Source organism: Microcoleus sp. F10-B2 (assembly GCF_036704965.1).
Classification (GTDB): Bacteria; Cyanobacteriota; Cyanobacteriia; order Cyanobacteriales; family Microcoleaceae; genus Microcoleus.
The window spans coordinates 22,711-41,697 of the sequence record NZ_JAUBTB010000051.1 but is presented as its reverse complement, the minus strand read 5'-3'; the positions used below and the strand labels follow the sequence as shown (position 1 = coordinate 41,697).

The 18,987-nt window shown below is 45.9% G+C and carries 22 protein-coding genes; 15 read left to right on the top strand and 7 right to left on the bottom strand.

The window, feature by feature from the left end:
• Positions 1–28: 28 nt before the first annotated feature.
• Positions 29–835 carry a hypothetical protein gene (locus QUA99_RS19965; RefSeq protein WP_333240028.1) on the top strand — a complete coding sequence of 269 codons (807 nt, stop codon included), beginning with the start codon at positions 29–31 and terminating at the stop codon, positions 833–835.
• Between the two features lie 112 nt (positions 836–947).
• Here the strand turns inward: QUA99_RS19965 and QUA99_RS19960 are convergent, their stop codons facing one another.
• Together QUA99_RS19960 and QUA99_RS19955 are read right to left on the bottom strand one after the other, a co-directional pair.
• Positions 948–1,490 carry an acireductone dioxygenase gene (locus tag QUA99_RS19960; RefSeq protein ID WP_333240030.1) on the bottom strand — a complete coding sequence of 181 codons (543 nt, stop codon included), beginning with the start codon at positions 1,488–1,490 and terminating at the stop codon, positions 948–950.
• Between the two features lie 220 nt (positions 1,491–1,710).
• Positions 1,711–1,824: a Na+ dependent nucleoside transporter N-terminal domain-containing protein gene (locus QUA99_RS19955; RefSeq protein ID WP_333240094.1), complete on the bottom strand. Its 114-nt coding sequence runs from the start codon at positions 1,822–1,824 to the stop codon at positions 1,711–1,713.
• A 168-nt stretch (positions 1,825–1,992) separates the two neighbouring features.
• On the opposite strand from QUA99_RS19955, the gene der reads away from it, so the two are divergent.
• From der to proC, 8 genes are all read left to right on the top strand, one after another.
• Entirely contained in the window at positions 1,993–3,354 is a 1,362-nt protein-coding gene (gene der, locus QUA99_RS19950) for a ribosome biogenesis GTPase Der (RefSeq protein WP_333240032.1), read from the top strand.
• 164 nt (positions 3,355–3,518) lie between these two features.
• Positions 3,519–3,890, top strand: coding sequence for a four helix bundle protein (locus tag QUA99_RS19945; protein ID WP_333211850.1), 372 nt, complete (start codon positions 3,519–3,521; stop codon positions 3,888–3,890).
• 390 nt (positions 3,891–4,280) lie between these two features.
• Positions 4,281–5,276, top strand: a complete 996-nt coding sequence (locus tag QUA99_RS19940; RefSeq protein ID WP_333240033.1) for an energy-coupling factor transporter transmembrane protein EcfT — start codon at positions 4,281–4,283, stop codon at positions 5,274–5,276.
• Between the two features lie 165 nt (positions 5,277–5,441).
• A complete protein-coding gene (gene acpS, locus QUA99_RS19935) occupies positions 5,442–5,900 on the top strand; it encodes a holo-ACP synthase (protein ID WP_333240035.1) in 459 nt (152 codons plus the stop codon).
• A gap of 42 nt (positions 5,901–5,942) precedes the next feature.
• Complete coding sequence (pipX, locus tag QUA99_RS19930) at positions 5,943–6,212, top strand: transcriptional coactivator PipX (RefSeq protein ID WP_333240037.1); 270 nt, start codon at positions 5,943–5,945, stop codon at positions 6,210–6,212.
• A 93-nt stretch (positions 6,213–6,305) separates the two neighbouring features.
• The gene (locus QUA99_RS19925) at positions 6,306–6,992 is read left to right on the top strand and encodes a YggS family pyridoxal phosphate-dependent enzyme (RefSeq protein WP_333240039.1); all 687 of its coding nucleotides are present in this window, start codon (positions 6,306–6,308) and stop codon (positions 6,990–6,992) included.
• A gap of 67 nt (positions 6,993–7,059) precedes the next feature.
• On the top strand, positions 7,060–7,680 hold the full coding sequence (locus QUA99_RS19920) for a cell division protein SepF (RefSeq protein ID WP_333240041.1): 621 nt from the start codon (positions 7,060–7,062) through the stop codon (positions 7,678–7,680).
• A gap of 305 nt (positions 7,681–7,985) precedes the next feature.
• A complete protein-coding gene (proC, locus tag QUA99_RS19915; protein ID WP_333240043.1) occupies positions 7,986–8,831 on the top strand; it encodes a pyrroline-5-carboxylate reductase in 846 nt (281 codons plus the stop codon).
• Between the two features lie 36 nt (positions 8,832–8,867).
• Here the strand turns inward: proC and QUA99_RS19910 are convergent, their stop codons facing one another.
• Positions 8,868–11,321 carry a bifunctional serine/threonine-protein kinase/ABC transporter substrate-binding protein gene (locus tag QUA99_RS19910; RefSeq protein ID WP_333240045.1) on the bottom strand — a complete coding sequence of 818 codons (2,454 nt, stop codon included), beginning with the start codon at positions 11,319–11,321 and terminating at the stop codon, positions 8,868–8,870.
• Between the two features lie 166 nt (positions 11,322–11,487).
• Between QUA99_RS19910 and QUA99_RS19905 the strand changes: the two genes are divergently transcribed.
• A complete protein-coding gene (locus QUA99_RS19905; protein WP_333240047.1) occupies positions 11,488–12,291 on the top strand; it encodes a calcium-binding protein in 804 nt (267 codons plus the stop codon).
• A 103-nt stretch (positions 12,292–12,394) separates the two neighbouring features.
• On the opposite strand, the gene plsY is transcribed toward QUA99_RS19905, so the two are convergent.
• The 4 genes from plsY to QUA99_RS19885 all read right to left on the bottom strand — a co-directional run bounded on the left by plsY (position 12,395) and on the right by QUA99_RS19885 (position 15,886).
• Positions 12,395–13,078 (bottom strand): glycerol-3-phosphate 1-O-acyltransferase PlsY, encoded by a 684-nt coding sequence (gene plsY, locus QUA99_RS19900; protein ID WP_333240095.1) that lies wholly within the window; start codon positions 13,076–13,078, stop codon positions 12,395–12,397.
• 166 nt (positions 13,079–13,244) lie between these two features.
• Complete coding sequence (locus QUA99_RS19895; RefSeq protein WP_333240049.1) at positions 13,245–14,576, bottom strand: DUF3086 domain-containing protein; 1,332 nt, start codon at positions 14,574–14,576, stop codon at positions 13,245–13,247.
• A gap of 59 nt (positions 14,577–14,635) precedes the next feature.
• The gene (locus QUA99_RS19890; protein WP_333240051.1) at positions 14,636–15,028 is read right to left on the bottom strand and encodes a DUF3119 family protein; all 393 of its coding nucleotides are present in this window, start codon (positions 15,026–15,028) and stop codon (positions 14,636–14,638) included.
• A 63-nt stretch (positions 15,029–15,091) separates the two neighbouring features.
• On the bottom strand, positions 15,092–15,886 hold the full coding sequence (locus QUA99_RS19885) for an MlaE family lipid ABC transporter permease subunit (RefSeq protein WP_333240053.1): 795 nt from the start codon (positions 15,884–15,886) through the stop codon (positions 15,092–15,094).
• 186 nt (positions 15,887–16,072) lie between these two features.
• Between QUA99_RS19885 and QUA99_RS19880 the strand changes: the two genes are divergently transcribed.
• The 5 genes from QUA99_RS19880 to QUA99_RS19860 all read left to right on the top strand — a co-directional run bounded on the left by QUA99_RS19880 (position 16,073) and on the right by QUA99_RS19860 (position 18,803).
• Positions 16,073–16,360, top strand: coding sequence for a hypothetical protein (locus tag QUA99_RS19880; RefSeq protein WP_333240055.1), 288 nt, complete (start codon positions 16,073–16,075; stop codon positions 16,358–16,360).
• A 252-nt stretch (positions 16,361–16,612) separates the two neighbouring features.
• On the top strand, positions 16,613–17,053 hold the full coding sequence (locus tag QUA99_RS19875) for an Hsp20/alpha crystallin family protein (RefSeq protein ID WP_333240057.1): 441 nt from the start codon (positions 16,613–16,615) through the stop codon (positions 17,051–17,053).
• 246 nt (positions 17,054–17,299) lie between these two features.
• A complete protein-coding gene (locus tag QUA99_RS19870; protein WP_333240059.1) occupies positions 17,300–17,662 on the top strand; it encodes a hypothetical protein in 363 nt (120 codons plus the stop codon).
• A 1-nt stretch (position 17,663) separates the two neighbouring features.
• Complete coding sequence (locus tag QUA99_RS19865) at positions 17,664–18,095, top strand: hypothetical protein (RefSeq protein WP_333240061.1); 432 nt, start codon at positions 17,664–17,666, stop codon at positions 18,093–18,095.
• Between the two features lie 306 nt (positions 18,096–18,401).
• On the top strand, positions 18,402–18,803 hold the full coding sequence (locus QUA99_RS19860; RefSeq protein WP_006634220.1) for a fasciclin domain-containing protein: 402 nt from the start codon (positions 18,402–18,404) through the stop codon (positions 18,801–18,803).
• Positions 18,804–18,987: the final 184 nt, after the last annotated feature.

Sequence of the window (18,987 nt, the reverse complement as noted above, 5' to 3'; positions counted from 1 at the left end):
AACGATCGATGAAATTACCAGACATGAGATGAAGCATTTAAAATCAAGTTCCGCCGACTTGCGGGATTTATTCAAAGACAGCATTACAGTTAAATACCTCGCGGAACCGCTGAAATCTGTCCCAGCTTGCGAAGATGCAGCCAAATTGCGATCGTGGATGGAAGCCCGCGATTTTGACGTACTGGGTATCGAAGAAAACGGCACGGTTTGCGGCTATGTAGAACGATCGCACTTAGGTAAAGGCAAGTGCAGCGACTACCAGCAAATTTTTCACCCCTCACAATTAATTGCTGCTTCGACTCCTTTGATGGAATTGCTGCCGCTGCTGCGAGAAAAACCGAGATTATTTGTATTGGAAAGCAACAGGATCGACGGGATTGTTACCTGCGGCGATTTACAAAAAGCACCGGTGCGGATGCTGCTGTTTGGATTGGTGACGCTTCTCGAAATGAATTTATTGCGGATCGTGCGGATCTACTTTCCCCAAGATTCTTGGCAAAAATTCCTTAAGGGCGATCGCATCTTAGCAGCAAAACACCTGTGGGAATTGGGGCGATCGCGAAATGAAGCAATTGACTTAATCGATTACCTGCAATTCTGCGACAAGCGAGATTTAATCCTGACTTCTGCTGAAATAGTCGATCGGCTGGGACTCAAATCCAAACGCTATGGAGAGCGTTTTTTAAAGTCAGCAGAAGCATTGAGAAACAAATTAGCTCACGCTCAAGATTTAATTAACGGTTCTTCTTGGCCGGAAGTAATTTTTTTAGCTCAGGAAATAGAAGCGCTTTTGCAGCGCTGCGAAGAAATTGAAATTGCCGAACCCAATGAATAGGATAGCATTTAATCCTTTATTGGTGAGTTTATTAGATAGGAAATTTGTTTGTAAAATCGCCATTTAAATCGCCTGTTTTTATCGATAAAGGTGCGCATTGCGCACCTTATATTTAGTTGGTAATTTTTAGTTTCCTGTTAGTATACTGAGGAACCCACCCTTGAGCAGTGGTGTAATACTGCACGGCTTTCAAGTACAGCGACGGACTGAGATAAAACCAATGTTCGGTATTAGCCGGCACTTTAATGTATTCTTCAGCTTGCAACATTAATTGTACCTGAGAGCCGTTAGAATACACAAACCCAAAAACACATTCCCCAGCTAAAATGTGAAGAACTTCTGGATCTGTGTGGGTGTGAGTGCGATTGCTTTGAGTCATCAGCGCATAAATCTGCGGCGAACCCGGTTGCAGCACTTTCAAGTCGCACCACTGACATCCGTCTGCACGTTTGAACTGTTCAAACTCGCTATTAAATGCGGCGAGGATCTGCTGTTTTTCTGTTACATTGAGGATGTCTTGGACTAGCAGTTCTCGAACCGCAGGACTTTCCTTCGTTGGCAGACGATCGATCTGAACATTTAAAACAGCCAGTTGGCTCGCGATCGCCTCAATATCCCTATATGTCCTACCGTCTTCTAGTTGCATAACAGCCATTGTAAACCACCTATTTATTTGGCTTTGAGGATAATTTAGTTTACTGCTTCCATCTAGTGTTACAGACTAAACTCCTGCTTGTTTTCAATAATAGCCGATCGCTAAAAATAGATAGTTGGTCTAACAATTTATTAAACATTTATCACAGTTTCACTCTAAAATTTTAGATTTTAACTTTTATTTAATAACATTGAGAGTAGGGTTCGATGCACGCTGCACCTTAGTGGTTGAAAAACAGGGGGAATAAATTTCTAAAAAAATTAAAGACTGCCAAACCAGGAGCAGTTTTGAGAATGTAAATTGCAAAAATTAGCTGCAAAGCAATTCCCCACACTACGGGTGGCCGCTTAACAGCGCGCCGAACGACAAGAAAATGCGCAGGACAAACCGACAAAAACAGCTAACCCGAATACAGAAATAAGCCTTTCCATTTGAGTGACATTCCCTTATAATTAAAGATTAAAGCTCAAAATTACAGCGCAGCCTAATTGCTGCTACTTTTATGTCTCTACCTATAGTTGCTATTATTGGACGCCCCAATGTAGGCAAATCGACGATCGTCAACCGTTTAGCCAACACCCAAGACGCGATCGTCCACGACGAACCGGGAATCACGCGCGATCGCACTTACAGACCAGCATACTGGGGCGATCGGGAATATCAAGTCGTAGACACCGGCGGGTTAGTATTCGACGACGAAACAGAATTTCTGCCTTTAATTCGCGAACAAGCAATGGCGGCCCTCGCAGAAGCCAGCGCAGCAATTTTCGTAGTAGACGGACAAACCGGGCTCACCGGCGGCGACGAAGCGATCGCATCTTGGCTGAGACTGCAAAAAGTCCCAGTCATTCTCGCCGTCAACAAATGCGAATCCGAAAATACAGGGCTCACCCAAGCAGCCGACTTTTGGCAATTGGGACTGGGAGAACCTTACCCAATTTCCGGCATTCACGGCAACGGCACCGGCGAATTGCTAGACAAATTAATTACTTACCTTCCCACGGAAGCATTACCAGAAGTTGAGGAAATTAAAGTAGCAATTATCGGTCGTCCCAACGTCGGAAAATCGAGTTTGTTAAACGCATTTCTCGGAGAAAACCGCGCCATAGTCAGCCCGATTTCCGGCACTACCCGCGACGCGATCGACACCTTAGTAGAACGCAACGGTCAAACCTACCGCTTGATCGACACCGCAGGAATCCGCAAAAAGAAAAACGTCGAATACGGCGCAGAATTTTTCGGGATCAACCGCGCTTTCAAAGCCATCCGCCGCGCCAACGTCATACTGTTAGTAATTGACGCAATAGACGGCGTTACCGATCAAGACCAAAAATTAGCCGATCGCATCAGCCAAGAAGGTCGAGCCTGTATCATAGTCGTCAACAAATGGGACGCAGTAGAAAAAGACTCCGACACCATCTACGAGTACGAAAGAGAAGTAAGAACCCGACTTTATTTCCTCGACTGGGCAGAAATGATTTTTGTTAGCGCTATGAGCGGACAGCGAGTTGAAAAAATCATTGAATTAGTAGACAAAGCCTCCGACGAACACAAGCGCCGCGTCACTACCGCCGTCATTAACGAAGTCATAGAAGAAGCCACAACCTGGCACTCAGCCCCAGTTACCCGCCAAGGAAAACAAGGCAAAATCTATTACGGTACTCAAGTGCGATCGCAGCCACCGACAATCGCCCTATTTGTCAACGATCCCAAACGCTTCACCGAAAATTACCGCCGCTACATGGAAAGCCAATTCCGCAAACACCTCGGCTTTACCGGTACACCAATGCGGCTGCTTTGGAGAGGCAAAAAAGTTCGTGCCACCGAAATGAGCACAACCAACAGAGCACTGCGCGTGAAGTGATTTTAGATTTTAGATTTTGGATTTTAGATTGAAGAGAAAACGCAGTTTAATGGTATAATTAAGTTGCGATTTTTTTCTTTTGTCTTCCTTCGCCTCTTGGCAATTCAATTACTTGGTATTTGAAACAATTCCAAATCAAACAATCTAAAATCTAAAATCGCAAGGTGGACGAACAAGAGTTTAAAAGAAGAACAAAGCAGCTAGCATTGAGAGTTATTAAGCTAGTAGATGCGCTGCCAAAAGGCTCAGCTTCTCAGGTAATTGGCAAGCAGTTAATACGTTCAGCAACTTCTGTAGGAGCCAATTATCGAGCGGCTTGTCGTGCTAAGTCAACAGCCGACTTAATTTCTAAACTCAGGATAGTGGAAGAAGAAGCGGATGAAAGTCTTTACTGGATGGAGCTAATAGTTGAAGCTGAATTGGTTGATGCCACTAAATTGAAAAGTATCATGTCAGAAACGAATGAAATTTTAGCGATGACAGTTGCATCCATTAAAACTTTAATTGCTAAAAACCCAACAGCCAATCGAAAATAAAACAATGTCAAATCCCCAACCGAAATTTCAATCAAAAATCAAACTATCAAATAATCCTCCCTCAATAAATCAATTACTCAGTCAAATAATTTTCTTCAAAAATCAATCCCTGAATCAATCAATCCCTGAATCAATCAATCCCTCAATCCCTCAATAAATTCCTCAATCAATTCGTCAATCAATTCGTCAATCAATTCGTCAATCAAACAATTCGTCAATCAATTCGTCAATCAATTCGTCAATCAATCCCTCAATCAATCAATCCCTCAATCAATCAATCCCTCAATCAAACAATCCCTCAATCAATCAATCAATCCCTCAATCAATCAATCCCTCAATCAATCAATCCCTCAATCTAAAATCTAAAATCTAAAATCTAAAATCTAAAAGATGGACTTACTTCGCTCGCTTCCTATCGGACTCTACCTAGAACAACCCGTAACCTGGCTTCACCGGCTAGACTCCCGCGTAAAATTAGCCTGGTTGATGACATTTCTGATTGCGCCAATACTCGCCAATCCCATCTGGCGGTTGATGCTAGTAGGAATGTTAATCGTACTGACACTAACAGCAGCAATTCCCTTGCGCGTGTGGAAACAGCAAATGGGAATGCTGCTGCTATTCTGCCTATTAGTATTTTGCATCAGCGCGATCGCCCCCGACGCACTCCCATCAGAACACCAGCCCCGCCTCCCAGCCGACGAATTAACCTTTTCTCAACAGCCGACAACCCTCCCACCGCCATCCCCCAAAAAACCCTGGTACAATCCCTTTAATTTAGGCGGGAAATCCCCAATCCAAAATCCAAAATCCAAAATCCAAAATTCCCTCCCCCAACCCACAAACTACAGTTACGTTTTATTCAAACAAGGCCCGATTAAAATCACCCGCAAATCCCTAGATTTAGCTATCAACGTCAGCACCCTATTTTTCACAGTAATTTACAGCACCAACCTCTACCTCCTTACCACAGCCAGTGAAGAAATCACCAGCGCGATCGAAAACTTAATGCAACCTCTGCGCCGCTTGAACTGGCCTGTTACCGAAATAGCACTAACATTAACGTTATCTTTGCGCTTCATTCCCCTAGTATTGGAAGAAATACAAAATTTAGTGCGATCGGTCAGAACCCGAGCGATAAACTGGAAAAAACTCGGATTTCGCCGCGCCGCTCAAGTTTGGTTGATGATAGCCGAGCGGCTGTTAGAAAACTTGCTCCTGCGAGCCGAACAAATAGCCAGCGCCATGAAAGTTCGCGGCTTCACCAGTCCCGATCGACACCGTGTAGAATGGCATCAGTTGCAATTGAAAATCCGAGACTGGATCGCCCTCGGCTGCTTGCTCCTCCTCTGGAGCGCCCGCTTGGTTTGGGGTTGGGACAGTTAAGATTTTAGATTTTAGATTTTAGATTTTAGATTGAATAATCTTGAAGAATTGGAAATGACTGATTTGATATGGTTTTGGAGCACGAGCCTACATTTGAGTAAGTTTTGTGTTGTACCCGAGTGTCCTGCTAAAGTAATGGAGACAAAGATTTAGAGAACCAAGACCTTGAACATCTATCTCGGGACAGATATCGTATATGTTCCGCGCATTCAATCGGCATTAGACCGCTTTGGCAATCGCTTCCTAGAAAAAGTTTACACCCCCACCGAACAAAGAGACTGCGGGCAACTAAATTCTCAAGACAGCAGCATTAAAGGTAAAATGAATCGAGTTTCCTGCAACCAACTAGCGGGGCGGTGGGCGGCAAAAGAAGCCGTTGTCAAAGCTCTAGGGACGGGATGGCGGGGAATACGGTATGCAGATGTCGAAATTCGGCGCTCCGAAAACGGTGCTCCAAACGTGCAACTGCACGGAACTGCCGCAGCACGAGCCTCTGTTTGGGGAAATTGCCAGTGGCAATTGAGCCTCAGCCATGACGGAGACTATTGTACGGCTACGGCGATCGCCCTTTGTACCCCCCTCTCAAACAACCCCGTCCCCACAAACACCGAAACTAAAATCTAAAATCGAAATCTTTAATCTAAAATTGACCGACTGTAAACCTGAATGACTACTGAAACTTACCTGAATCATCCAAACTTTGGCCTCCTCTTCAGGGTATCCCAGGTTGAAGACAGCCAAGAATTATTTACCACCCTATACGCCCAGCGCCTGTTTTTTTTGGTAACAAACGGCCCTGGCGGTCTGAGATTTGAACCCATCAGTCGCTCCGACGCTCGCCTCATGGTCGAAATTCGCCTGCGAACCCTGCGTCGCAGCGGTCAATATCAGGAGTACGACCAATTGCAGGCGATTCACAAGCGCACATTTCAATAGCGAAAATCAGTAATTAGCAATCGGTAATTGGTAATTTGGTAATTAGTAACTGTCTTAATTTTCCTAACCTCTAGTTCCCAGCGTTGAGCACCCATGACCATTGCCTCTCGAATTAACAGCATTCGCCAACAGTTGCCGGAATCCGTGCGGTTAATTGCCGTTACCAAACAGGTACCGACTGATGCTATCCGCGAAGCATACGAAGCCGGCATCCGGGATTTTGGCGAGAGTAAGGTTCAAGAGACTGCCGAAAAACAAAGCCAACTGCAAGATTTGCCGGATATCAACTGGCATTTGATCGGTCACTTGCAAGCCAACAAAGCAGCCAAGGCCCTAGAGCATTTCCAGTGGATTCACTCTCTCGACAACTTAAAACTCGCGACTCGGCTCTCGCGCTTGGCGGGCGAACAGTCCTGCTGTCCCGAAGTCTGCCTGCAAGTCAAAATGTTGCCCGACCCGGACAAATACGGCTGGAGCGTCCCAGAACTGCTTGCCGACCTCCCAGAACTCAACAAATGTCAGCATATCAAAATTCAAGGTTTGATGACAATACCTCCGCTGGGATTAGATGACTCGCAAATCTTAGAATTGTTTAACAGCACCCGCGAACTTGCTGACAAAATCGATCGGCAAAATTTGCCCCGCATTCAAATGCAGCAGCTCTCAATGGGGATGTCGGGAGATTATCATTTGGCAATTCAAGCAGGTGCTACTATGGTACGGCTAGGAACAAGCTTGTTTGGCTCTAGAAGAGGACAACTTGGGTTAAAAATAGAGTAGTTAGCCACCCGCGACTAACCCGCAACGCGAGTTATAGTCGGGGCAGCACAGTCGTGAAGGAGCTTAAATGGTGAACATTTTTTCTAAGCTACGAGATTTTGTAGGCTTCCCCAATGAGCCTGAGTACGATTACGAGTACGACGAAACCGAAGGCGATCGCTTTCAGAACGTCTACCAACCGCCTGAACCGAACGCAGCCTCTGCCGCAGCCGCAGAAGAAGAACGTCGCCAAAATCGCAGAATGCGAGAGCGGTCAGTAGTAGGATCGACAGGTACGGATGTTGTTGCACCAACCGGGGGAGTAGGGTCAGTAATGAATAACGTGATTGGAATGCCTGGAGCTATGAACGGGATTTCGGAAGTAGTAGTCATGGAGCCGCGCACTTTTGAAGAGATGCCGGCAGCAATTCGAGCTCTTAAAGAACGGAAGTCTGTGGTTTTGAACCTAACGGTGATGGACCCAGACCAAGCGCAAAGAGCTGTGGACTTTGTGGCGGGCGGTACTTACGCCCTTGACGGCCATCAAGAGCGAATTGGCGAAAGTATTTTCTTGTTTACGCCTAGCTGCGTGCAGGTGAGAACTCAGTCTGGTGTGGTTCACGAAGTGCCTCCGGCTCAAGGACGGCCCCGCGCTGCTGCTCCTGCGCCGACAGTCTGGCCGGCAGAACAAGCTCAAATCGCTCAGTAGTCAGCAGTCAGCAGTTATTAGTCATTAGTCATCTGTCTTTAGTCTTTAGTTATTAGCAAGTCAGCTTTTAACTAGCCAGCTCCTGAATTTTGTATTCCTTAGTTTTGGGCGCTTAACTCTTAGCTAAGACAGTTGACTGATAACTAATGGCAACTAATAATTAATGACTAATGACTAACATAAAATAGTAAGGTGCGTCGCTCTGAGATGTTCGATGGAACTTGCAGATTGTTTCGGGCGACGCACCCTATAAATTAGCACTGTTGACTGATGACTGATGACTAATGACAACTGACTAATGACTAATGACTAACATAAAATTTGGTACGATCGGCGGCGGGGTAATGGGAGAAGCTCTCTTATCCCGTTTAATAGAAGAAAAAGTTTATTTGCCTTCAGAAATATTGGTGAGCGAGCCTGGGGTAAAGCGCCGCGAGTTTTTAACTGAGAAATACGGAATTGGAACAACAGCCAGCAATCTAGAAGTTGCTGCCGCTACAGAAGTGCTGTTTTTGGCAATTAAACCGCAAGTTTTTGATACGGTAGCTTTGGAGTTGGCCGTGGCGGCCGATCGCAAACAGGGAAATAATGGAGAAACGGCTAATTCGCAGCCAGAAGCGGTGGTAGTGTCGATTTTGGCTGGAGTGCCGCTCAGCAAGCTCGAACCCGCGTTCCCGGGGCGGGGAGTGCTGCGGGTGATGCCGAATACTCCGGCAACGGTAGGAGCGGGAATGAGCGCGATCGCTCCGGGAAAACTCGTTCAACCGGCTGATTTAGAATTGGTAAAGCGCATCTTTCAGGCCGTGGGAGAAGTGGTAGAAGTGCCTGAGAGTATGCTGGATGCGGTGACGGGGCTTTCGGGTTCCGGGCCCGGTTATGTAGCAATTTTGATTGAGGCCTTGACAGATGGCGGAGTTTGTGCTGGTTTGCCGCGGGCGATCGCCTCTCAATTAGCAGTGCAAACTGTATTCGGTACGGCGAAACTATTGCAAGAAACGGGAATGCACCCGGCAGAATTGAAAGATCGAGTTACGAGTCCCGGCGGCACAACTATTGCCGGAATTGCTAAATTAGAGAGTAACGGCTTTCGTTCTGCGCTGATCGAAGCCGTGAAAGCAGCTTGTTTGCGTTCTCAAGAATTGGGCAAATAAGTCAGGAATAACGCACAGAAACAATCAGAAACGAGTTCAATCGCACTTTAAACCTGCCGCTTTTGCCGTCGGATACTTGACGGGAACAAATGTAACGCCAAACTTTTCTTTCTCACACTTGACAATATGCACTAACTCCGGTCGAAAATTTTGGCGATCGCCCTTCGCATCAAACTCAATAGTTCCGGTTGCTCCTGTGGCGCTAAAACCCTGACTCGCAATAGTTTTCTGCATCCCTTCGCGACTGGGTTGCTGTTGCATTTCTATTGCTGTAATTAGCGTCAGAGTTGCATCGTAGGTTAAAGCACTGCGGTGGTTGACGTTTCCTCCCCAAAGCTTTCGAGCATTTTCGGCAAATGTGGGGTTGGGGTTGGGAGCAGCTAAGGGATGCCAAGAGGATGATGTCACCAGTTTCTCAAAAGACGGTAACTGGGAGGCAGTTTCTAAGGTTTTCTGGCTGTAGATTCCCCCGGTTCCCACTACCCAATTGCGATCGCCATTGGCTTTAATAAGTGCCATCGCATTTTTGACTGCATCCGGGACATGACTCGTACTTAAGACGATCGCTGTTTTCTCGGTTCGCTCGATTTCTTGTAATGCTAGTTCAACGTTAAAATTTTTCTTACACAAATTGAATTCAGTGATGCTTAAAATATTTCCTCCTGCTTGTCTAAACTGTTTTCTGAATTCTTCCCACAATGAAGAAGTAGCTTGAATCTCAGGACAGTAGAAACCCGCCGCGTTTTTGGAACCTGCGTTTTCAATCAGATAGTTCTTGAAGTTTTCAGCAGTAATTTGATGTCTAGGGACAGTGCGAAAGAAAAACTTCCGACGTTGTTCTGTTAATTGTTCCGTTGTACTCCCCGGCGAAATTAAGACTAAGTGATTTTCGTCATAAGTATCGACTGCATTCACAGTCATCTCGCTAGTATAGTGACCGACGACACCCAAAATCTCGGTTTGCTTGACGAGTGAAGAGGCCCTAGCTTTTGCCTCTGCTTTCAGATTGGCATCGTCAGCGATAATGACTCTAATACCCTTGCCCTTAATGTCTTTACCTGCTAAAAAATCTTGACCTGGAAAGTCGTTATGGCGATCGGAATTAAAGAGTCCTAGGTTGACTTCTGTTTGAGCCTGGGCAATGCCGCGCAACATTTCTCTAGCCAAATCCGAATTGACAGTACCTCCTTCGCTGTTGCTAATGGGAACGGCAACTGCCAGGGTGTAGTAATCAGCTTTTTTTGCCTTCAAAAGGGCATTATTCATGTAAATTAAAGTTTCTGGGTCTTTGCGTTCTTCTTCGTTCCACGAGTGTTTTAATAAAGTAAAAGCTGATTGATAATTTGAAGCAAAAAAGTCATTAACTCCCCTTTGTTTTAATCTAGAAGCAGATGTTTTGATGAGGATTTCCTCGCCGCAACTCACAGCATCTCCCTGGATTAAAGGACAAGTTTGAGGTGTGAAAATTTTGTGTATTAAAAATGCTGCTAGCCCGAGGAATCCTGTGATCGCGATCGGCAAGCAGACTCTCAACGTGTCTTGCCATTGGCGTTGAGGCTTCGGCAGCAGAGGTTGTTGTGAAGGGGGCGCAGGTGAGTGCAACGCTGTTAGCGATTCCCTACGGGATAGCTTCGCTTCACGCAAATCCTGCAACACTTCAGCAACAGATTGATAGCGATCGTTAAAGTGGTAGCGCACCATCTTATTTAAAACTTTTTTCAGCTTGTCGCTAATTTGTACCATCGGGCGATCGTCACTTGAATAGTGCCAGACGAGTTCCCCAGTTTTTTTATCATTAAAAAAGTCTTCAATATCTAATCCTGCGATCGCTTGAATGCCGATGATTCCCGCAGCATAGATATCGCTGTTAAATCTGGGCTGATTTGTCCACTGTTCGGCTGGCATATAACCCTCTGTACCAACGGCGCGAGTTTGAGTTATTTGACCGCCCTCGATCGCCAAATTACTAATACCTTTGACTGCCCCAAAATCAATTAACACAATTTTGCCGTCAAGCTTGCGTCTGATTAAGTTTGACGGTTTAATATCTCGGTGAATAATACCTTGAGAGTGTACGCACTCTAAAACTGACAAAATGTCCAGCAATAAATCAATAACTGCTGACTCCTGAAACTGCCTGAGAGATGCGAGTTCTTTGTTGAGCGGATTGCCTTCGATGTATTCTTGAATTAAGTAAAATTTTCCCTGTTCCAGAAAGTGCTCGATCAACTTGGGAATCTGCGGACACTTATCGAGATACTTCAGGGTTTTAGCTTCTTTTTCAAATTGCTGTTGTGCTTCCTCCAACAGCCCTTCATCGTTAGATTCAGGAGGCGGAATTTCCTTGACGACGCACAGGGGATTTTCGGGGCTGCCCAAAGCGTCGTTAGCGGTATAGGTTTTAGCAAACCCTCCCTCACCTAATTTAGCGATAATTCGGTAGCGATCGCGCAGAATATCCCCTGGATTCAGACACATAAATTGTTCCATCCCCTTAACTCGCTGCACTCGTTGGTGTCGAGCGTACCACAAATATGACTTTTATGAACTCAAAGTTATGACTTTTATGAACTCAAAGTTATGAATATATGAATTGACTTTGAGAATGGCTTATTTAATAATCTTGGCATCTGAGATTTTAGGGATAAAATATTTTATGGCTTTACAAACAGATCCATCAGGAGTGCCTCGATTAATTGGCGACAATACATCCGAATACGCTGATTTATTCGTGGATAATTCTAGATTCGGAGGTGTAACTAATTTCCCTTCAGGAGTCTGGATGCTTGGAGGTGACGATACAGTATTCGGCTCAACAATCGGCGATTTGATATTTGGCAATGACGGGGAAGATGCGCTAGAAGGATACTTTGGCAACGATTCTTTATTGGGGGGAAAAGGGAAAGATGACCTATCGGGAGGCGAGGGAAATGACTGTCTCAGCGGCGGTCAAGATGCAGATTGGATTATCGGTGAAGCAGGAGATGATATTTTATTGGGCGGTAGAGGCAATGATATTTTATACAGCGGTAACGGGAATGACACTTTGATTGGAGGTTTGGGTCGAGACTGGTTCTCAAGCCTGGATTATGATACTTCGCTGAAAACCAGTGGAAGTAACTTATACGTCCTCCAAATAGAGTCAGGAGTTACTGATATCAATAACACCGATTTCATTAGACGTTTCCGAGTCGGTTTAGATAGGATTGGATTAGCAGACGGTTTGACTGTTAACGATATAGTTTTGGATAACTTGACAAATGTGCGACTGTTACAAGATTTTGATTTTTCAGAAGCTACGAAACGCATTGTCTACCCAGCGGATCTTTTAAATCCTTTAACTTTTGTGAGTTCAGGTACTCTCATCAAACTCAGGAGTTCAGGAGACTTAATAGGTTTTGTTGATAGTGTAACGCCCAGTCAACTCCAAAACAGCATTATCTCTGTTCAGGGATTCTGACCTGTAGGATGCGTTGCAACACATTCTACAAAAGCCGGATTTGAGACAGCTAAGTTACATAAAATTGCGGGTTTATTTATGGAATCTGGGGGATAAAATGGGATTAATTATCGCTAGCTGCTGTTTCCAATTTCTGCCCAATCCTCGGTTCAGTACCGTTCAGCAGCCGCTGAATGTTGCTGCGATGCCGCACAATTACAAACACACCGCCCGCAATTCCAAACAATACATAAGCTAGCGGTTGATGTAAAGCAAACATCAATCCAGCAACGCTAATTGCCCCGATAATCGAACTCAAAGAGACAATTCGCGACACTGCAAATACTATACCAAAAATTCCGAAAGTTCCCAAACCAACAGGCCAGTACAAACCGAGCAAAACTCCCAAACTCGTAGCCACAGATTTACCGCCGGTAAACCCCAGCCAGATTGATTTGCTGTGGCCCAAAACAGCAGAGAAACCCGCCAAAGTTGCCATCCAAGGGATGACAGTTGCAGTATTTTCTAAACCTGCGGCGGTTGCTAGCTGCTGGGTAAAATTGAGCGAGTAAATGTAGCGGATCAGGACGATCGCACTTACCCCCTTCAACACGTCAACCAGCAACACCCCCAACCCCGGCCACTTCCCCAAAGTCCTCAGTACGTTAGTCGCACCAGTCGAACCCGAACCAACCTCTCGAATATCAATTCCCAGCATCCATTTCCCCAAGGCGTACCCAGTCGGAATCGATCCCAGCAGATAAGCTGCTATTAGCAATGCGCCATTTAAAATTATCCAGCTAGCCATTTTTTTATTTGAAATTTGTTGTACAGGAGAAGGAAGTTCGGCAACGGATTCGCTCGATGGATGGAATAAGGAAGAAGCAATTCCGGTTAATTTCACCTGGAGTTTATTCAGTCCCCGCCGGCGGACTTTGTTTGTATAGCAGGGAATTTTATTCGCCCGGAATTGCTCAAAATTCTTTAGCCGTCGTCAAACTTTGCGGGTCAGAAGCAAAAGCTAGCCACATCGGAAATTGCAGCATTGACAAACTAATTAAATCCTCAGTTTCATCAATGACAATTAGTGGCAATTTGCCATCTTTCACCAGTCGATCGGCTTTTTGAGCCAAAGCTTCCGCAGACTCAAACATAATAATTCCGCGTTCCGGGCCAAAATCGCTGCGAGTAATGCCCAAACAGTCCTGCAAACCCCGGCGCCACTCTCCCAAACGTTCGGGACTGTTGGCGAGCACCAAAGTCCGCACCCGTGCACCGTAGACGCTTCTGAGCACAGAAATAATTGTCGAAGTAATCAAGATATTTTGCAAGCGCGAACCCATAGTGCGCAAAGCACCTCTTCCTCCTTGAGTGAAAAACCAGTTAGAAACTCGTTCCGCGTGGATGGGTTCAAAAGTGCGGCGGAGTTGCCAAGGCGGGCCGTAGTAGTCGGGGACAGTGCGATATTGGTCGAGGGTGCGGCGAATTTGTTTGGCTTGTTCTTGAAATCCTTGTTCGGCAAATCTGGGAGTTACCGGTGCTGAGGATTGAGACTCCTCAGCAGGAATTTGCTTGGGGGTTTCTTGCACCGGTGGCGTCAAATCTAAGAATTCGGCGGTAGCGGCCAAATCCTGCAAACTGCCGACAAGATAGTCTTTGAAACCCTGGACTCGAATTGCCAAATCTTGGGAAACCCCGGCAAAAGTGGTTCGCATTTCCTTTTGAATTCGATCGCGCCGCCTTTCGAGTTTTTCTACTTCGATTTGCAGCGCTTGTTTGCGCTGATCTAATTGAATCAAGCCGTCTTGTACCAAACGCCCGATCGATGCTTGAGCCTCGCCCAACGCTTCTAAGGCCTTGGCTTTGTCGGCTTCCAAGGCGGCAATTCTTTCAGTCAAATTTTGTTCTTGGTGCTGCAATTGTTTGACTCTCTCTGCCAACTGTTCGGTAACATTTTCCGAGATGCGCGTTACCGTGTCTGCGGTTGCTGGTGGCGGGGAGTCGCTTGGAGGATCGATTTGAGCGATGGGACTTTCTGATTCGCGATCCTCGGTATTGGACCCGATTTGGGCGAGTGCGCCTGCTTCGTTCACGAATTCGGCGATTTCGGCATCTGCCTCGCCCAGCGGCGCGTCTGTTTCGCCCGGGAGTTGGGCGGCGGACTCCTGAAGCTCGATCGACAAATCCCGTGTTTGAGATGGAAGTTGGTACTCCCTCTGATTCACGGGTAAATTGACTTCGCCGTCAGCGGTGGGCGCGTCTGGTTGTGCTTGCGGTTCTTGAGTTGGAGATTCGTCTGAATTCATGGGAAATTTGGTTCGGCGTAGGGCACGGAAAAGTTAAAAATTTAAAATTAACAACTTTTTTAGTCTTGACGGGGACAGCGCTGTTCTAAGCAGGTCTGTAGCATTTTACGATCGAATAGAATCGGGAAAGAGTGAATGCTGTTAATTTCTTTGAAGTAAAACCAAATCGGCACAGCGGGCCACAATATCCGCCAATTTTGCCATTCTCGGTAAGGAAAGCGGCGGATTAATTTGGACATTCGATAAATGTCCAAATCGGTTGGGGTAAATTGCAGCCGGAGAGTGGCGGCTTGGTACATCAGAAACAAGCCGAACAGCGAAACCGACAAACTCGCCCACTTCTGCACGAACAGCAGCGGTACCGCGGCCAGTACCAAAGCTAGGGGAAGCGCATAACTCGGAGCGAGTTCGATCGTATTTGCCGGCGCAGTCGAAGAGGCAGTTGTAGTCACGGGTTTAAATCAAGGGTAGTAAGCGAATGTTGCCAATTATTCATATTTTATCTGTTTCTTAGCTTACAAGCCTTTGAGTACGCTAGATCCCGTCCCCTGAAACATCAGCCAAGTCAGGAAAAAGTTAAAAATAAAAATAGCCAGTAAAGCCGTCACCACCGCCGTAGTAGTCGATTGACCGACGCCTTTTGCCCCGCCGGTGGTGGTCAAACCCCAGCTAGTGCCAATTACAGCAATCAAACCACCGAACACAAAAGCTTTAATAGCTGCGCTGCAAATATCCCACAGACTCAGGAAATTGCGGACTGATTCTAAAAACACGCTTTGAGAGATGCCGTACATCGTCGTAGCAATCAGCAGTCCGCCGACGATGCCGGTGACGAGACACATGATGGTTAAAATTGGCAGCATCAAACAGCAAGCCAGGACGCGGGGAATGACTAAATAGTCGATCGGGTCTGTTCTGAGCATCAGCAGGGCATCTATCTGTTCTGTTACCTGCATCGTGCCGATTTCCGCCGCAAAAGCCGAACCTACCCGTCCCGTCACGATCACGGCTGTTAAGACGGGGCCTAGTTCGCGAGCCAAAGACAAAGCCAAAACGCCGCCGACGACATTGCCGGCACCGAGGTTAATAAACTCCCTGGCTACCTGAATAGTAAATACCATGCCGACAAAACCCGCAGTCAGCAAAGCAATCAGCAGAGATTCCGGGCCGACTGCTGCCATTTGGTCGAGGGTGTTGCGCCGGTGAATTTTGCCCTTCAGCAAGTGCAGCATGACTTGGCCGCCCAATAAAATTGCTGCCAGCAACCGCTGACTCCACAAACTGAGGCTCGAAGATGTAGTGGTGCTCAAGAGGATTTCGAGTATAGAACAACTGCCAAAAATGAAATCTATGTACAAATCTTAAACAAGTTTTTTCTATAACATTTAAGATTTCTGACAGAATCGGCCACTGACGGCGATCGCTGCCTATCGTAGAAAAGGACAAGTTTTGTTTGCTTGTACCTTTCGGCAGTTTAGCTGAATTTACTGACTCTTATGAGCATTTTTCCCAATTTTCTTCGCTCTGTACTGCTAACCAGCCTGTTGAGCTTTGTCGCCCCCATATTGTTAATCGGCGCGGGATTGACTAGCTTTTCCTTGATCCGTCTTGTGCCTGCTCTCCAAGGGGTCGGTCGTTCTGGAGAAGACCTGATTTTGCAGTTCTTAGCTACTTTCGGCAGCGGATGTCCCCTCCAGGGATTTTTAGTTATCGGTCTAACTTTTGGTTTGGTGGGTGCTTTGTTTGATACCTACGCTTCTTATCAGCATTCGCGGTGGAGTTAATCGAACCTTCGATTTTGGATTTTAGATGGGAATTCCTCGCTCGAATCTAAAATCTAAAATTGCTGGGTTCGGGTTTGATCGGATACCCGCACCTGGGAGGATTTTACAATACCGATCGCGAATGTTCGGAAATGCGATCGGCGCTTTTGCGGAAAACCGAATCCCCCAGTTTCGCGAGCTGGAATATATTAAATACAGGTTGAGTCAAGTGTTTCTCAACCCTAAAAAATTCAGATAGTCGAGGTATTAGTTATGGCACTTATTCGTTGGGAACCTTTGCGGGAAATGGACTCCTTGCAGCGAGAAATGAATCGGTTGTTTGATAGCTTGACTCCGGCAACCGATCGCGCATCTAACGGTGTTGCTTTTGTACCCCCCGCCGAACTCGATGAAACTCCCGAAGCCATCCACCTTAAATTAGAAGTTCCGGGCATGGAAGCTAAGGATTTGGACGTACAAGTAACCGCAGAAGCTGTTGCTATTAGCGGCGAACGCCGTCTGGAAACTAAGAGTGAAGATAAAGGCATGACTCGCTCTGAGTTCCGCTACGGTTCGTTCCGCCGGGTGATTCCCCTACCTGCGCGGATTCAAAATGACAGCGTAGAAGCTGAGTACAAAAATGGAGTTTTGCACCTGAATTTGCCCAAAGCGGAAGCGGAAAAGAACCGCGTGGTTAAAGTTCAACTCGGCTAATAAATAATTGTTGGCTAATTGCTGATAAATAGGGCGTGCGGTGCGCGCCCTATTTGTTTTGGGAATTGGTAATTGGTAATTGGGCAAAAAAGCATTGGGCATTGGTATTAGCCATTGCGAGTTTGAGGAATGATTCTTCCTTTTTCCTTCTTCATTCTTCCATCCATCCGTTACATCCTCAGAAAGCGAATCCGTTGCCGAACTTCCTTGTTCCGATTCTTCAACCGTGCTAAACTCCAATAAGCAATGGTTGGTGAGGAGACTTGCGTGCCGAGTCAGGGAGTGGGAGGAAATGGAATTGCTTCTGAGTTTGGAGACTTAACCGGGATGACTCGCCAAGAAGTCGATGACTTTTTGCGCGGGCTGGGTGCAGAAATCAGAACTACTGAAGGGGGTTATCTTGAATACGAATTTGCCGATCGTTCGCGAGTCAATATCCGTCCTGATGGTGAAGTTGTACGCACCCCAGCTCCCAGATACGGTTCAGATGGCCGAAAAATAAACAAAGGTTTGCGTCTTGACAAAGATGGCAGCTTGGTCAAAACACGCGATGAATTTGGCAATAAGATTCCTGGGACGCACAATACTGGAGAAAAAGTGAGTAATTAATATGCCCGATGACTACAACTTGCTTAATTTAGGTGGACTTACATCCCTCATCACAAATGTCAATGTGTCTTTGTGGGGGAATGAAATTTTATTTGAATGTATTTACGATCCGACAGGCGATCGATTGCCTTATAGCATAGTATTTCATGACTGCCGAGACATCAATTGGGAGGTGTTCCATCCTGAAGATGTCACAGATCCTGAAGCTGATTTGATTGGCCTTCATTTGGGTGAAAACGCTCACCGGAAAGCAGCTTTGATTCATACAGACATTTTTGAAATTTCTATTTTGTACGGCAGTTTTAGCATTCACAAGGGAGAAAACCTAAATGCTGAAGTAGAAGATTTAGAAACAGAGGATTGGGGTATCACAATCGCCAGCAGTAATGTACCAATTGTAAACCCCCGCGCCGTTAAATTGCCAAGGCGTTAGTAATATTATATCTGGTAAAATAACTATTACAGGACTTACGCACTCCGACTCCTCGAAACTGGGTTTTTTACCTAATCTGCGGGTTTTAACGAAGTATTTTCGTAAACAACCCGGTTTCTGGGCCCCCATATGTAAGTCCTATATTATTAGGTTTGTAGTGAGGACTTCAGTCCTCATCAAAAATCTGAGGATTGAAGTCCTCACTACAAAAGAATTACCAATTTTTCAAAAAAGACAGTAGGTATTGTTGCCCGTCTCAGTTTACGATACTTAATAGAACTTTTTTCCCAGATGAGGTAAAACACAATGCCTGATATTGTTGATATTGCCGTAGGTGCGGGTTCGTTCCAAACCCTCGTAACTGCCGTGCAAGTAGCTAATTTAGTAGACGCGCTCAAAAGTCCGGGCCCTTTTACTGTCTTTGCACCCACTGACGATGCTTTTGCGAAATTGCCGCCAGGAACTATCACAACCCTAGTGCAGAACGTTCCCCAACTCACTAGGATTTTGATGTTTCACGTCGTCTCCGGCAAGTTTATGAAAGCTGATTTGGCAAAACTCGGTTTTGTTACTTCCTTGGAAGGTTCGCCGATTAAAATTGATTGTTCTGACGGTTTTGAGGTGAAAAATGCTACAGTTGTCGCTGCGGATATCGAAGCTGATAACGGCGTCATCCATGTAATCGATAACGTGATTTTAATGGGGTAGTTTCACCATCCCTCGATTTTTGATTTTCAATTTTCGATTGACTCTACAGATGAATTTGAGGGTTTGAACTTTGGTCTAAACTTTTTTGAATTTAACCGCGAAAGTCTGGAGCTTGCATCTGTCTTTGGGTGTAAGGTTAAGTCGGGCAATGGGAGCGAAAGCTTGCATAGAGCAGTGTCTCTTT